Origin of the sequence: Pseudomonas sp. EL_65y_Pfl1_R83 (assembly GCF_963970695.1) — a bacterium.
Taxonomy (GTDB): Bacteria; Pseudomonadota; Gammaproteobacteria; order Pseudomonadales; family Pseudomonadaceae; genus Aquipseudomonas; species Aquipseudomonas tritici.
In genome coordinates this window covers 32,172-45,928 of the sequence record NZ_CAXAQI010000027.1, presented here as the reverse complement: position 1 = coordinate 45,928, position 13,757 = coordinate 32,172, and the positions used below count along the sequence as shown (strand labels likewise).

The 13,757-nt window shown below is 59.4% G+C and carries 12 protein-coding genes; 7 read left to right on the top strand and 5 right to left on the bottom strand.

The annotated features are described in order from the left end of the window. Positions 1-477: 477 nt before the first annotated feature. The gene (locus AACY08_RS26725) at positions 478-1,971 is read right to left on the bottom strand and encodes a CoA-acylating methylmalonate-semialdehyde dehydrogenase (RefSeq protein ID WP_339435839.1); all 1,494 of its coding nucleotides are present in this window, start codon (positions 1,969-1,971) and stop codon (positions 478-480) included. Positions 1,972-2,010: 39 nt separating this feature from the next. After that, on the bottom strand, positions 2,011-3,360 hold the full coding sequence (locus AACY08_RS26720; protein ID WP_339472138.1) for an aspartate aminotransferase family protein: 1,350 nt from the start codon (positions 3,358-3,360) through the stop codon (positions 2,011-2,013). 125 nt (positions 3,361-3,485) lie between these two features. Here AACY08_RS26720 and AACY08_RS26715 point away from each other — a divergent pair, with 125 nt between their 5' ends. The 6 genes from AACY08_RS26715 to AACY08_RS26690 all read left to right on the top strand — a co-directional run bounded on the left by AACY08_RS26715 (position 3,486) and on the right by AACY08_RS26690 (position 9,494). Further along, complete coding sequence (locus AACY08_RS26715; protein WP_339415818.1) at positions 3,486-4,406, top strand: LysR family transcriptional regulator; 921 nt, start codon at positions 3,486-3,488, stop codon at positions 4,404-4,406. 88 nt (positions 4,407-4,494) lie between these two features. Continuing rightward, positions 4,495-5,889, top strand: a complete 1,395-nt coding sequence (locus AACY08_RS26710) for a uracil-xanthine permease family protein (RefSeq protein ID WP_339472136.1) — start codon at positions 4,495-4,497, stop codon at positions 5,887-5,889. An 87-nt stretch (positions 5,890-5,976) separates the two neighbouring features. Continuing rightward, positions 5,977-6,636, top strand: a complete 660-nt coding sequence (locus AACY08_RS26705; protein WP_339472135.1) for a TetR/AcrR family transcriptional regulator — start codon at positions 5,977-5,979, stop codon at positions 6,634-6,636. A gap of 12 nt (positions 6,637-6,648) precedes the next feature. Continuing rightward, complete coding sequence (locus tag AACY08_RS26700) at positions 6,649-7,230, top strand: IMPACT family protein (RefSeq protein ID WP_339472134.1); 582 nt, start codon at positions 6,649-6,651, stop codon at positions 7,228-7,230. A 34-nt stretch (positions 7,231-7,264) separates the two neighbouring features. Then, positions 7,265-7,951, top strand: a complete 687-nt coding sequence (locus AACY08_RS26695) for an SDR family oxidoreductase (RefSeq protein ID WP_339427212.1) — start codon at positions 7,265-7,267, stop codon at positions 7,949-7,951. Positions 7,952-8,135: 184 nt separating this feature from the next. Further along, the gene (locus AACY08_RS26690; protein WP_339472133.1) at positions 8,136-9,494 is read left to right on the top strand and encodes an 8-oxoguanine deaminase; all 1,359 of its coding nucleotides are present in this window, start codon (positions 8,136-8,138) and stop codon (positions 9,492-9,494) included. Positions 9,495-9,541: 47 nt separating this feature from the next. Here AACY08_RS26690 and AACY08_RS26685 read toward each other — a convergent pair whose 3' ends face one another. After that, positions 9,542-10,633, bottom strand: coding sequence for a calcium:proton antiporter (locus AACY08_RS26685; RefSeq protein ID WP_339472131.1), 1,092 nt, complete (start codon positions 10,631-10,633; stop codon positions 9,542-9,544). Positions 10,634-10,827: 194 nt separating this feature from the next. Between AACY08_RS26685 and AACY08_RS26680 the strand changes: the two genes are divergently transcribed. Beyond that, positions 10,828-11,781, top strand: a complete 954-nt coding sequence (locus AACY08_RS26680; protein ID WP_065874248.1) for an adenosine deaminase — start codon at positions 10,828-10,830, stop codon at positions 11,779-11,781. A 154-nt stretch (positions 11,782-11,935) separates the two neighbouring features. On the opposite strand, the gene AACY08_RS26675 is transcribed toward AACY08_RS26680, so the two are convergent. After that, positions 11,936-12,625 (bottom strand): ArsR/SmtB family transcription factor, encoded by a 690-nt coding sequence (locus tag AACY08_RS26675; protein ID WP_339415811.1) that lies wholly within the window; start codon positions 12,623-12,625, stop codon positions 11,936-11,938. A 137-nt stretch (positions 12,626-12,762) separates the two neighbouring features. Next, positions 12,763-13,689 (bottom strand): LysR family transcriptional regulator, encoded by a 927-nt coding sequence (locus AACY08_RS26670; protein ID WP_339472129.1) that lies wholly within the window; start codon positions 13,687-13,689, stop codon positions 12,763-12,765. Positions 13,690-13,757 lie beyond the last annotated feature (68 nt).

Here is a 13,757-nt window from a genome sequence, read left to right as displayed (position 1 = left end):
TAAAGAGCGGTTGGTTAAGATCTTTCGTCTCAACCGAGGCGCGCATTCTACAGCAGCCTCATTTGCTGTCAAGTGATTATTTTCAGAAGTTTTCGAAGAATTCTTCAACAACTTCAACCACTTGCGCCTCCGATCTCTCGTTAGCGGGAGGCGAATTCTACAGCGTTACACGCTGCTGTCAACACCTCTTTTTCTCCGCTTTCGACCGAGAGGATCGAAACGTTAATAGAGCCAAACAACACCGCCCTACCAACTCCTTCTGGGCTTCGATGAACTGAAGCAACTCGCTGTCGAATCTTGCATAACTCTTTGTTTACCAAGGAGTTTTCCGTTTCGACTGCGCCGGAAGTGGGGCGAATTATAGACTTCCAGAATCTGCCGTCAACCCCTTTTCTTCACATTTCTGTCATATAGGCCAAAAAGCCCTCAGAAACGCAAAAGCCGGCCCCAAGGGGCCGGCTTTCTTCCTACCGAGCCTTAAAGACTAGGAAAGGCAAACTGCGAAGCTTCATGGCTGGCCCGTTGCGGCCAGCGCTGTGTAATCGCCTTGCGACGTGTGTAGAAGCGCACCCCATCCGGACCGTACGCATGCAAGTCGCCGAACAGCGATCGCTTCCAGCCACCAAAGCTGTGATAAGCCACCGGCACAGGCAGGGGAACGTTAACGCCGACCATGCCCACTTCGATCTCATCGCAGAACAAACGGGCCGCCTCACCGTCGCGGGTGAAGATACAGGTACCGTTACCGTATTCATGATCGTTGATCAGTTGCATCGCCGTTTCCAGGCTATCTACCCGCACCACGCACAACACCGGTCCGAAGATCTCTTCTTTATAGATACGCATCTCAGACGTCACGCGATCAAACAAACTACCACCCAGGAAGAAGCCTTCTTCGTGCCCGGCAACACTCAAGCCGCGACCATCGACAACCAGCTCAGCACCGGCCGCCACACCGTCTTCTATATAACCACTGACTTTGTCACGTGCTTGGCCAGTCACCAACGGCCCCATATCCAGCCCGCAAGAAGTGCCCGCGCCAATTTTCAGCGCCTTGACCTGCGGCACCAGCTTGGCAATCAACGCATCCGCCACTTGGTCGCCCACGCACACAGCCACCGAAATCGCCATGCAACGCTCACCACAGGAACCATACGCCGCGCCCATCAAGGCACTCACCGCGTTATCCAGGTCGGCGTCCGGCATCAGTACCGCGTGATTCTTCGCCCCACCCAGTGCCTGCACGCGCTTGCCACGCTTGGTCGCTTCGGAATAAATGTACTCGGCAATCGGCGTCGAGCCCACGAAACTCAGCGCTTTCACTTCCGGCGCTTCAATCAGCGCGTCCACCGCACCTTTGTCCCCATGCACCACACTCAGCACGCCTTTAGGCAAACCGGCCTCTTGCAGCAATTGCGCGATCAACAGCGTCGAGCTCGGATCACGCTCCGATGGTTTCAGGATGAAGCAGTTACCGCAGACAATCGCCAACGGGTACATCCACAACGGCACCATCGCCGGGAAGTTGAACGGCGTAATACCAGCAACCACGCCCAGCGGCTGGAAGTCCGACCAGGCATCAATGTTCGGTCCTACGTTACGACTGTACTCGCCCTTCAGAATCTCCGGCGCCGAGCACGCGTACTCAACGTTTTCGATCCCGCGCTTCAACTCACCGGCCGCGTCTTCCAGCGTCTTGCCATGCTCTTCGCTGATTAACTGCGAGATGCGTGCTTCGTTCTGCTCCAGCAACTGCTTGAAACGAAACATCACCTGGGCGCGCTTGGCCGGCGGGGTATTACGCCAGGCCGGGAACGCAGCCTTGGCCGAGTCGATCGCTTGTTGAATGGTTTCACGGCTGGCCAACGGCACCTGGTGGATCACCTGGCCGGTCGACGGGTTATACACGTCGGCACTCCGGCCGCTGTCGTTGACCATCTCACCGTTGATCAAATGCTGGATAAGGCTCATGCAGGGCTCCTGAAAAATTGTTCTATATAGAAGGAGAAATCAGTCGATCTTGTTCAGCACTTCGCCGACCGCATCAAACAAGCGATCCAAGTCCTGCGGCTTGCTATTGAAGGTTGGCCCGAACTGCAGGGTGTCACCGCCAAAACGCACGTAGAAACCGGCCTTCCACAACGCCATGCCGGCCTCGAATGGACGGACGATGGCATCACCGTCACGCGGGGCAATCTGGATCGCACCGGCCAAGCCGTAGTTGCGAATATCGATCACGTTTTTGCTGCCCTTCAAACCGTGCAGCACATTCTCAAAGTGCGGTGCGACTTCGGCTACGCTCTGCACCAGGTTTTCCCTCTGCAGCAGGTCCAATGCCGCCAGGCCCGCTGCGCACGCCACCGGGTGCGCCGAGTAAGTGTAGCCGTGGGGGAATTCCACCGCGTACTCCGGCGTCGCCTGGTTCATGAAGGTCTGATAGATCTCGCTGCTGGCAATCACCGCGCCCATCGGGATCGCGCCGTTGGTGACTTGCTTGGCGATGCACATCAGGTCCGGCGTTACGCCGAAGCTGTCGGCACCGAACATCGAGCCGGTGCGGCCGAAACCGGTGATCACTTCGTCGAACACCAACAGGATGTTGTGTTGATCGCAGATCTCACGCAGACGCTTGAGATACCCCTTAGGCGGCACGAGCACGCCAGCAGAGCCGGCCATTGGCTCGACAAACACCGCGGCGATGTTCGACGCGTCGTGCAATTCAATCAACTTGAGCAATTCGTCGGCCAGCGCGATACCGCCCTGCTCCGGCATGCCACGGGAGAAGGCGTTGCTTGCCAGCAAGGTGTGCGGCAGATGGTCAACGTCCATCAAGCCCTGACCAAACAGCTTACGGTTACCGTTGACGCCGCCCAGGCTGGTGCCGGCGATGTTCACACCGTGATAACCACGGGCGCGACCGATCATCTTGGTCTTGGTGGCCTGACCTTTCAGGCGCCAGTACGCACGCACCATCTTCACCGCAGTGTCGGCGCACTCGGAGCCGGAGTTGGTGAAGAACACATGGTTGAGGTTACCAGGGGTCAAGTCCGTAATCTTTTCCGCCAGTTGGAACGACAACGGATGACCGTACTGGAAGCCCGGCGAGTAGTCCAAAGTCCCCAGTTGCTTGGACACCGCGTCCTGGATTTCCTTGCGAGTATGCCCGGCGCCACAGGTCCATAGGCCCGACAGCGAGTCATACACCTTGCGGCCTTTGTCATCCGTCAACCAGCTGCCTTCAGCGGCCACGATCAGGCGCGGGTCACGCTGGAAGTTACGGTTGGCGGTGTAGGGCATCCAGTGCGCGTCCAGCTTCAGTTGGCTGGCCAAGGACGATGGGGCGTTTTCGGGCATGTTCATCAGCAAAACCTCGCAAGGCAAAAGGCAGCGTCGGGATTGAAACGCGTGGTTGCAGCTAAATTGCCATGGCGATAAAGTCGGTGAAATCCAACTCTTCTAACCTTCAGTCAGGCCTTTACTAAACTATGAGCAGCCGTCGACCCGATCCCCTGGCCCAAGTCAGCGACTTCGATATCCGCCTGCTGCGCATTTTTCGAAGTGTGGTGGAGTGCGGCGGCTTTTCAGCGGCAGAAACCGTGCTGGGCATAGGCCGTTCGGCCATCAGCCAGCAAATGAGCGATCTTGAGCAACGCCTCGGGTTAAGGCTGTGCCAACGCGGCCGCGCCGGTTTCTCCCTGACCGAAGAAGGCCGAGAGGTCTACCAGTCGGCCCTGCAACTCTTGAGTGCCCTGGAAAGCTTTCGCACCGAGGTCAACGGCCTGCACCAGCATCTGCGCGGCGAGCTGATCATCGGTCTCACCGACAACCTCGTCACCCTGCCCCACATGCGCATCACCCACGCGCTCGCACAATTGAAGCAACGCGGCCCGGATGTGCAAATCCAGATCCGCATGATCGCCCCCAACGAAGTCGAACAAGGCGTGCTCGACGGTCGTCTGCATGTCGGCGTGGTGCCGCAGGCAAGCGCCCTGTCGGGATTGGAATATCAACCGCTGTACAGCGAGCGTTCGCTGCTCTACTGCGCGGTCGGCCACCCGTTGTTCTATGCCGACGACAAGCAATTGGACGACGCTCGCATCGATGACCAGGACGCCATCGCACCGACGTTCCGCCTGCCCGCCGAGATCCAGGCCCATTACCAGGCACTCAACTGCACCGCCAGCGCGTCCGACCGCGAAGGCATGGCGTTCCTGATCCTTACCGGACACTATATTGGCTACCTGCCCGATCACTACGCCAGCCTGTGGGTACAACAAGGACGACTGCGCCCGCTGAAACCGGCTACACGTTTTTACGATTTGAGCCTCGCATCGGTCACGCGCAAGGGCCGTCGCCCCCATTTGGTGCTGGAAAGCTTCCTGGAAAGTCTGGCAGCAACGCGCTAACGCGGGCCTCGAGCAAAAAGCTGAGCACTTGGACAGTTTTTTGCAAGTCCACCAGGACCTAGAACTGTCCGACTCGAGTTTGCCCGCCATGCCACCAGAACCCTCCAGCCCCAACGACCTCATCTACGGCCTCAACGACCGCCCGAAACCCGCTCCGGCCTTGCTCGCCGCACTGCAACATGTGCTGGCCGCCTTTGTCGGCATCATCACCCCGCCACTGATCATCGGCTCCACCCTGGGCCTCACCGCCCATTTGCCCTACTTGATCAGCATGGCGTTGATGGTCTCCGGTGTCGGCACCTTCATTCAGGCACGTAGGCCATTTGGCATCGGCGCCGGGATGATCTGCCTGCAAGGCACTAGCTTTGCGTTTCTCGGCGCGGTGTTGTCGGCGGGCTTTCTGGTGAAGCAACGTGGCGGCAGCCCGGAAGACATCATGGCGATGATCTTTGGCGTGTGCTTTTTCGGCGCCGTGGTGCAGATCGTGCTGAGCCGCTTTATCGGCCAACTGCGCCGAGTCATCACGCCGTTGGTGACAGGAATTGTCATCACGTTGATCGGCATCAGTTTGATCAAGGTCGGCATCACCGACCTTGGCGGTGGTTTCAACGCGCCGGACTTCGGCGCGCCTATCAACCTGGCGCTGGGCGTGTTCGTGGTGCTGACGATCATCCTGCTCAACCGCTCCAACACACCTTGGGTGCGCCTCTCGGCAATCATCATCGGACTGGCCCTGGGTAGCCTGGCCGCTTGGTTCAGCGGCAAACTCGTGCCTCAAGCCCTGCCCGACCTGCCGCTGGTCAGCCTGCCTATTCCGTTTCGCTTTGGTTTCAACTTCGACTGGAGCGTTTTCCTGCCGATCGCGCTGATTTATCTGATCAGCAGCATCGAAACGGTCGGTGACCTCACCGCCAACTGCATGATCGCCCGCCAGCCCATCAGCGGTCCTTCTTATATAAGCCGACTCAAAGGTGGCGTACTCGGCGATGGCGTCAGTTGCATGATCGCCGCCACCTTCAGCGCCTTCCCCAATACCACATTCGCGCAGAACAACGGCGTGATTCAACTCACCGGCGTCGCCAGCCGATACGTCGGCTTATATATCGGCGTGGTGCTGTTTTGCCTCGGGTTGTTTCCATTGATTGGCGCAGTCCTGCAGCAAATCCCCAAGCCGGTCTTGGGCGGTGCGACCCTGGTGATGTTCGGCAGCGTGGCCGCCGCCGGTGTGCGTATCCTTGCTCAGGCACCGCTGGACCGACGCAGCATGCTGATCATCGCCACCTCGTTTGGTGTCGGCCTGGGTATCGCCGCCCAACCGAGCCTGCTGCACTTGATGCCAACGCTGGTGCAGAACCTGTTCGACTCCGCTATCACCAGCGGCGGCCTGACTGCCATTGCGCTGTGCCTGCTATTACCAGAAGCCAAAGTCAGCAGCGCCACCGTTAACCACACACCGGAAAGCGACACGCTGGAACCGCTTTGAAGGTTTTATTGCATCAGGACTTGTCTGAGGCTTGAGGGTGGGTTATCTGTGCACACGTCGTCTCTATCGATCAGCACGGAAACCTCCATGAGCCTCGAAGTTCCTGCCCACAGCAACCAAGCCGGTAAACCCGCCAGCCGCATTCGGCAAAAGAACGAACAAGCGATTCTCCAGGCTGCTGAAGATGAGTTCGCGCGCCATGGCTACAAAGGCACCAGCATGAACACCATTGCTGCCAGTGCCGGGCTGCCAAAGGCCAACCTGCATTACTACTTCACCAACAAGCTGGGCCTGTACATCGCGGTGCTCAGCAACATCCTCGAATTGTGGGACAGCACCTTCAACTCGCTGACCGCCGAGGATGACCCGGCCGTAGCCCTCGCCCGCTATATTCGCACCAAGATGGAGTTCTCGCGGCGCCAACCCCAGGCCTCGCGGATCTTCGCCATGGAGATCATCAGCGGCGGCGAATGCCTCACCGAATATTTCAGCCAGGACTACCGCGCGTGGTTCAGTGGCCGCGCGTCGGTGTTCCAGGCCTGGATCGACGCCGGCAAGATGGACCCCATCGACCCCGTGCACCTGATCTTCCTGCTGTGGGGCAGCACCCAGCACTACGCCGACTTCGCCACCCAGATCTGCCGCGTCACCGGTCGCACCAAGCTGACCAAGCAGGACATGGAAGACGCCGGCACCAACCTGATCCACATCATTCTCAAGGGCTGTGGCATCAAGCCCGTCCAATAAACGAAGCGACTTATGCCTTTTACGCTCATCGGCCTTTGCGAGTTTCGCGAAGAAATACGCAAAAGCCGCTTCATCACCCTCGCCGCACCGATTACCAGCGCGCAAGACGCCCAGGCGTTTTTCGAACAGCACAGCGACCTGAACGCCACGCACAATTGCTGGGCCTGGAAACTGGCCGACCAGTACCGCAGCAATGACGACGGAGAACCCGGCGGCACAGCCGGGCGGCCGATCCTGGCGGCCATCGAGGCACAGTGTTTTGATCAGGTCGCGGTGCTGGTGATTCGCTGGTACGGCGGCATCCAATTGGGCACCGGCGGGCTCGCGCGTGCGTACGGCGGTGGCGCGAATAAATGCCTGCAGAATGCCGAACGCATCGAATTGATCAGCCGTGTGCCCTTAAGTTGCGCTTGCGGGTTCGCCGAACTCAACCTGGTGAAACTGCGCGTGGCTGAACTGGGCGGGCTGGTGGTGGAAGAAACCTTCACCGCCAACGGCGTCGAACTACAGCTGGCTGTGGGCGAAGCGCATATCGACACCCTGCAAATTCAACTCGCCGACCTCAGCCGTGGGCGTATCCTGCTACAACGCTGAACTCCCTGAACCGCAACGCTAAAGGAAGCTTTTCATGCCTACGCCAAAAACCGCATTGATCATCGGCGCATCGCGCGGGCTGGGCCTTGGCCTGGTCAAGCAACTGATCCAGGACGGCTGGGATGTGATCGCCACCGTGCGTGATCCGAGCAACGCCGATGCGCTGAAAGCCCTCGGCCCAACGCAGATCGAAAAACTCGACATGGACGATCAACAAGCCGTGATCGCCCTCAGCCAGCGCCTCAAGGAGCACACCTTCGACCTGCTGTTCGTCAACGCCGGCGTTAAGGGCCCCGCCAATCAAGAACCCGGCCACGCCACCCTGGCCGAAGTCGGTCAACTGTTTTTCACCAATGCCGTGGCGCCAATTAACCTGGCCCAGCGCTTTGTCGGGCAGATCCGCAAGGACAGCGGCGTCATGGCCTTCATGAGTTCGGTACTGGGCAGCGTGACCATCCCCGACGGTTCTGACCTGGCGCTGTATAAGGCCAGCAAGGCGGCGCTCAACTCCATGACCAACAGCTTTGTCACCCAACTGGGTGACCCTAAACTGACGGTGTTGTCGCTGCATCCAGGCTGGGTGAAGACCGATATGGGCGGCGAAAATGCGCACATCGATGTCGACACCAGCGTGCGCGGGCTGGTGGACCAAGTGAACGCCTACACCGGTAAAGGCGGCCATCACTTCATCGATTACAAAGGCGACACCATCGCCTGGTAAATACCCACCCACTGTGGGAGCGGGCTTGCCCGCGATGATCTCGAGGGCACCGCGCTCCTACAGATAGACCCGAACATAGACTACAAGTAAACTCTGCCACTCGCCTTCACCGGCGACCCTGGATCAGCAGACAGGGCAACACTGAGCTGGCAAACCTGAACCCATCATTCAGAGGAGCCGGCCAATGCCTGCGACCCGTATCTGGTTAAAAAACCCCCTCGCGATTTTCACTGCCAATGGCCTCGATGCCCGTGGCGGCCTGGTGCTGCAAGACGGTGTGATCACTGAATTACTGGGCTGGGGAAGAGAGCCTGCCGTGCCTTGCGGGCATGTCTTCGATGCCCGTGAACATGTGATCCTTCCCGGCCTGATCAACACCCATCACCACTTCTACCAAACCCTGACCCGCGCCTGGGCGCCGGTGGTCAATCAGCCGCTGTTCCCTTGGTTGAAGACCCTCTACCCGGTCTGGGCGCGACTGACCCCGGAAAAGCTCGCCTTGGCATCGAAGGTGGCGCTCGCGGAGTTGCTGCTTTCTGGCTGCACCACGGCGGCAGACCACCATTACCTGTTCCCTGACGGCCTGGAAAACGCGATCGACGTACAAGTTGAAAGCGTGCGCGAATTGGGCATGCGCGCCATGCTCACCCGCGGATCCATGAGCCTCGGCGAAGCCGATGGCGGCCTGCCTCCCCAGCAGACCGTGCAACAGGGCCAAGTCATCCTTGAAGACAGCCAGCGCTTGATCCGCGAATATCACCAGCGCGGCGACGGCGCACAGATCCAGATTGCCCTGGCCCCCTGCTCGCCGTTTTCCGTCACCCCGCAAATCATGCAAGCCAGCGCCGAACTGGCCACCAGCCTCGACGTTCGCCTGCACACCCACTTGGCGGAAACCCTCGACGAAGAAGACTTCTGCCTGCAACGCTTCGGCTTGCGCACCGTGGATTATCTGGACAGCGTCGGCTGGCTCGGCCCGCGCACCTGGCTGGCGCATGGCATTCACTTCAACCCGGATGAAATTGCGCGCCTGGGTGCCGCCGGCACCGGCATCTGCCACTGCCCAAGCTCGAACATGCGTCTGGCGTCTGGCATCTGCCCGACGCTGGACCTGTTGGCAGCGGGCGCGCCTATCGGCCTGGGCGTGGATGGCTCAGCCTCCAACGATGCCTCAAACATGATCCTTGAAGCACGCCAGGCGCTGTACATCCAGCGCCTGCGTTATGGCGCAGAAAAGATCACGCCTGAAGGCGTGCTGGGTTGGGCGACCAAAGGTTCAGCGCAATTGCTCGGGCGTACGGACATTGGCGAGTTGGCGGTAGGAAAGCAGGCAGACCTGGCGCTGTTCAAGCTGGATGAGCTGCGTTTCTCGGGCAGCCATGACCCGATTTCAGCACTGCTGCTGTGCGGTGCTGATCGTGCGGACCGGGTGATGATCGGCGGCAAGTGGCGTGTGATTGACGGCCAAGTGGAAGGCCTGGACCTGAAAGGCTTGATCGCCGATCACACCCAGGCGGCACGCCAACTGATCGCCGGAACCTAAGCCAGACACGGGGCAAAAATGTCGGAGCGGCGTTGCGTTGAGTTGCGCTACACCCCCAACAACGACAACATGATGAAGGTCGCAAACAACACAAAATGCGTCATCCCTTCGATGGCATTGGTTTCGCCATCGTTGAGGTTGATCGCGCTGACAATCAGCGTGATCAACACCATCACGGTCTGCACCGGCGTCATCGCCATCTGGAACGGCTGGCCGGTGTAGAGCGCCATGGCTTCCATCACCGGCACTGTCAGGATCACCGTCGACAACGAAGCACCCAACGCAATATTCACCACCGACTGCATGCGGTTCGCCAACGCAGCGCGCAACGCTGTCAAAATTTCCGGCGCTGCCGAAATGGCCGCGACCACAATCGCCGTGATCACCGGCGGCGCGCCTGTGCCTTCCAGGCCAAGGTCCAGGGTCTTGGCCATCACTTCGGCCAATGCGCCGATCACCACCACCCCAAACACCAGCGTGCCGATGGAAAACGCCAGGTTCACCGACGGCGCTTTCTGTTCTTCCGGCTGCTTCTTGCGGCGTTTTTCCGGGTAGCTGTAGCTAAAGAAATAACTGTGCGGCCCCACCTGCATGCGTAGGAATAGGGTGTACAACACCACCATCGCGCCAATGGTGAAGGCCGAGTAAATTTTCCAGTCGGCTTCGGGAATGAATTCCGGCACCACCATTGACACGCCCATGGCGGTGAGGATCATCACGCTGTAAGTACGCGCCGAATCATCGTTGTAGGACTGTTCACCGTGCTTGATACCGCCCATCAGCGCAGCCAGGCCGAGAATCCCGTTGATGTCGAGCATCACCGCCGAGTAAATGGTGTCGCGCACCAGGGTGGGGGACGGTTCGTTGCTCATCATGATCGCCAGGATCACCACCTCCACCAGCACGGCAGCGAGGGTGAGGATCATGGTGCCGTAGGGGTCGCCGACTTTTTCCGCGAGTTGCTCGGCGTGATGGGCCACGCGCATCGACGCCATCACGATAAAGCCGATGAGTGCCGCGCCGGCCAGCAGCGCCACCATTTGCCCGCTGTGCAGCATCCAGTGCTCCAGCGGGTAGGCGGCGATGGCGGCAATCAGCGCCAGCAGCATGAATTTTTCTTGCTTGAGGGAGGTGAGCATTTCGGGCCTTTTAGTACGGCAAATCTGTCATTGATGGGGTACAGACTGCGCGATGCAGCTAACGTTTCGTTACATCTTAGTTGAGACGGTGATTGCACGAATAAAACCAAAACTCTCCTGCTGGTCAGGTTTTACCGATTATTTCATCCATGGCCTGTAGAATGCCGCCATTGCACCTGATGAGAATTTAGAAAATGTACGATTGGCTCAACGCCCTGCCCAAGGCTGAATTGCACCTGCATCTGGAAGGCTCGCTGGAGCCTGAGTTGCTGTTCGCCCTGGCCGAGCGCAACAAGATTGCGCTGCCGTGGAACGACGTCGACACCCTGCGCAAGGCCTACGCGTTCAACAACCTGCAAGAGTTTCTCGACCTGTATTACAAGGGCGCCGATGTGCTGCGCACCTCCCAGGACTTCTACGACCTGACCTGGGCCTACCTGCTGCGCTGCAAAGCGCAGAACGTGATCCACACCGAACCCTTCTTCGACCCGCAGACCCACACCGACCGTGGCGTGCCGTTCGAAGTGGTACTCAACGGCATCGCCGCTGCACTTAAAGATGGCGAGCAACAACTGGGTATTACCAGCGGCTTGATCCTCAGCTTCCTGCGCCACTTGAGCGAAGCCGAAGCCGAGAAAACCCTGGACCAGGCCTTGCCGTTCCGTGACGCGTTCGTGGCCGTGGGCCTGGACAGTTCGGAAATGGGTCACCCGCCGAGCAAGTTCCAGCGCGTGTTCGACCGCGCCCGCCACGAAGGCTTCCTTACCGTGGCCCACGCTGGCGAAGAAGGCCCGCCCGAATACATCTGGGAAGCCCTCGACCTGTTGAAGATCGAGCGTATCGACCATGGCGTGCGCGCTATCGAAGACGAGCGCTTGATGCAGCGCATCATCGACGAGCAGATCCCGCTGACCGTGTGCCCATTGTCCAACACCAAACTGTGCGTGTTCGACGACATGGCCCAACACAACATCCTCGACATGCTTGAGCGTGGCGTGAAGGTGACGGTAAATTCGGATGACCCGGCGTACTTCGGCGGCTATGTCACCGAGAACTTCCACGCGCTGTACACCTCGCTGGGCATGACCCAGGACCAGGCCAAACGCCTGGCGCAGAACAGCCTGGATGCAAGACTGGTCAAGCCATAACTGACTAAACGCAGTCCAAAATGTGGGAGCTGGCTTGCCTGCGATAGCGGTGTATCAGCCAGGCATTTATTGCCTGACACACCGCTATCGCGGCGGTTCGACGGTTCGACAAGCCCAGCTCCCACATTGAATTCATCGATCTCACGTCAACACCTCACCCAGCCAGGGTGAATCGGGCGATTTCCCGCTGTCCGATAGCGTGCACCTGCAAGGCCTGCGACTCGTTGATCACACTGATCCAGTTCGACTGCAAAAACAGTTGCAACAACCCTGCCCCCAACGCACCGCCCAGATGCGGTTGCTGCTGGCTCCAGTCAAAACAACTACACACCAGCGGCGATGCCAATGCCTGAATGAAAATACCCAGGCCGGCCAAGTGCTGCGCGCCTTTGACCGTAATGTCGGTACGCAACTCATGGCGCTCGATCCACCCCGCCTCCAACAGATGTTGATACAACTGCGCCCCCAGCTCCCCGCCGAGGTGGCCGTGGCACAACCGGGCATGGCGTAACAGTGGCGGGGCAACCAGGGCCGGCGGCAAAACGCCCGGCGCGCTGCGTGCAACACAAGCCATGGTGGTTCTGGCCAAGGCATCGATGGCAGCGCTGACATCAGGTGCCGCTACACGAAACAAACGCTTGCCACGCCGGGCCTCCACCCGCAACAAACCACCTGCAGTCATTCGCGCCAAGTGCGCGTTGGCGGATGTCGGAGACAGCCCGGCGAGCGTTGCCAACTCAACCGGCGACTTGGCCGAGCCATCCATCAAGGCCCACAGCATGGCAGTGCGTTTGGGCTCGGCGAGCAAGCTGGCGATCTGACTGATGCAAGGTGCTACTTCCATCTTTTCACTCCCTGTCGATTTATTTTTCTACTGAGGTTGGCGCCAAAGTATAGGGCCGTAAATCGCCGGTTCCACGGCGTCTGACAGCGTAGATAGGGACAGTATCTGAGTGAAATTTCCTGCTTTGATGGAGGCCGTTACGTCGCGCTCAAGGGCTCCGGCAATTGGGCAGTCAATATCGCACAACGGGACACGAGCATTTCCCGCAACAAGTTGATGGGTTTGCTCAGCTGCGCGCGATGCGAGCACAGCAGATTGAGTGGCGTACGCTCACCGCGCAGCTCAGGCAGGATCAAGCGCAGGCGCCCGGCCAGCACGTCAGTACTCACGTCCAGCCAGGACTTGTAGGCAATGCCCACACCCGCCACCGCCCAGCGGCGGACTACGTCGGCATCGTCACTGAAACGGTCGCCGGAGACGGTCAGGCTGACGTCGCGTTTACCGTCGTGAAAGGTCCAGTGGTCGTGGACCCGGCTGCCAAGCATGTACAGCAGGCAATTGTGCTGGGCCAATTGCTCCAGATGCCGAGGTTCACCATAACGGGCGAGATAGCGAGGGGACGCGCAGAGCACGCGAACGTTGTCCGCCGCGACGGGGAGCGCGACAAGGCTGGAATCCTCGGGCTCACCGTAGCGTAGGGCGATGTCCACCGGTTGGCGGAACAAGTCGGCAATTCGATCACCCAACAACAGGCGCACGCTCAGTTGCGGGTGCTCATGCTGGAATTCATCCAACCACGGCAGCAATTGGTTACGCCCGAAATCGGAAGGCGCCGACAGCTGCAGCACGCCACTGACATGGTCTTGGCCGCTGGCCAATAAGCGTCGCCCTTCATCCAGCGAGCTCAACGCGGCGCGAGCATATTCCAGGAAACCCTCGCCTTCAGCCGTCAGGCGCAGGCTGCGGGTAGAGCGCGCCAGCAAACGCGTGCCCAGCTGCTGTTCGATGCGCTTGAGCGCGGCACTGGCCACCGCAGGCGACAGGTCCATCACCCGTGCTGCAGCGGACAGGCTACCCAAGTCCGCCGCACGCACAAATAACTGCAAATCATCAAAACGCAGCATGCATTCCCGCTCATTATCAAAATTTGGTTGAAACAGACCTTTGTTTTAGCGGCTTTTATCTCCTGGGG

What these genes read in the sequence shown, in the direction of transcription:
- AACY08_RS26710 (WP_339472136.1), top strand. Translation starts at nt 4,495, where the DNA reads ATGCCACCAGAACCCTCCAGCCCCAACGACCTCATCTACGGCCTCAAC.
- AACY08_RS26695 (WP_339427212.1), top strand. Translation starts at nt 7,265, where the DNA reads ATGCCTACGCCAAAAACCGCATTGATCATCGGCGCATCGCGCGGGCTG.
- AACY08_RS26685 (WP_339472131.1), bottom strand. Translation starts at nt 10,633, where the DNA reads ATGCTCACCTCCCTCAAGCAAGAAAAATTCATGCTGCTGGCGCTGATT.
- AACY08_RS26715 (WP_339415818.1), top strand. Translation starts at nt 3,486, where the DNA reads ATGAGCAGCCGTCGACCCGATCCCCTGGCCCAAGTCAGCGACTTCGAT.
- AACY08_RS26670 (WP_339472129.1), bottom strand. Translation starts at nt 13,689, where the DNA reads ATGCTGCGTTTTGATGATTTGCAGTTATTTGTGCGTGCGGCGGACTTG.
- AACY08_RS26725 (WP_339435839.1), bottom strand. Translation starts at nt 1,971, where the DNA reads ATGAGCCTTATCCAGCATTTGATCAACGGTGAGATGGTCAACGACAGC.
- AACY08_RS26720 (WP_339472138.1), bottom strand. Translation starts at nt 3,360, where the DNA reads ATGAACATGCCCGAAAACGCCCCATCGTCCTTGGCCAGCCAACTGAAG.
- AACY08_RS26675 (WP_339415811.1), bottom strand. Translation starts at nt 12,625, where the DNA reads ATGGAAGTAGCACCTTGCATCAGTCAGATCGCCAGCTTGCTCGCCGAG.
- AACY08_RS26705 (WP_339472135.1), top strand. Translation starts at nt 5,977, where the DNA reads ATGAGCCTCGAAGTTCCTGCCCACAGCAACCAAGCCGGTAAACCCGCC.
- AACY08_RS26700 (WP_339472134.1), top strand. Translation starts at nt 6,649, where the DNA reads ATGCCTTTTACGCTCATCGGCCTTTGCGAGTTTCGCGAAGAAATACGC.
- AACY08_RS26680 (WP_065874248.1), top strand. Translation starts at nt 10,828, where the DNA reads ATGTACGATTGGCTCAACGCCCTGCCCAAGGCTGAATTGCACCTGCAT.
- AACY08_RS26690 (WP_339472133.1), top strand. Translation starts at nt 8,136, where the DNA reads ATGCCTGCGACCCGTATCTGGTTAAAAAACCCCCTCGCGATTTTCACT.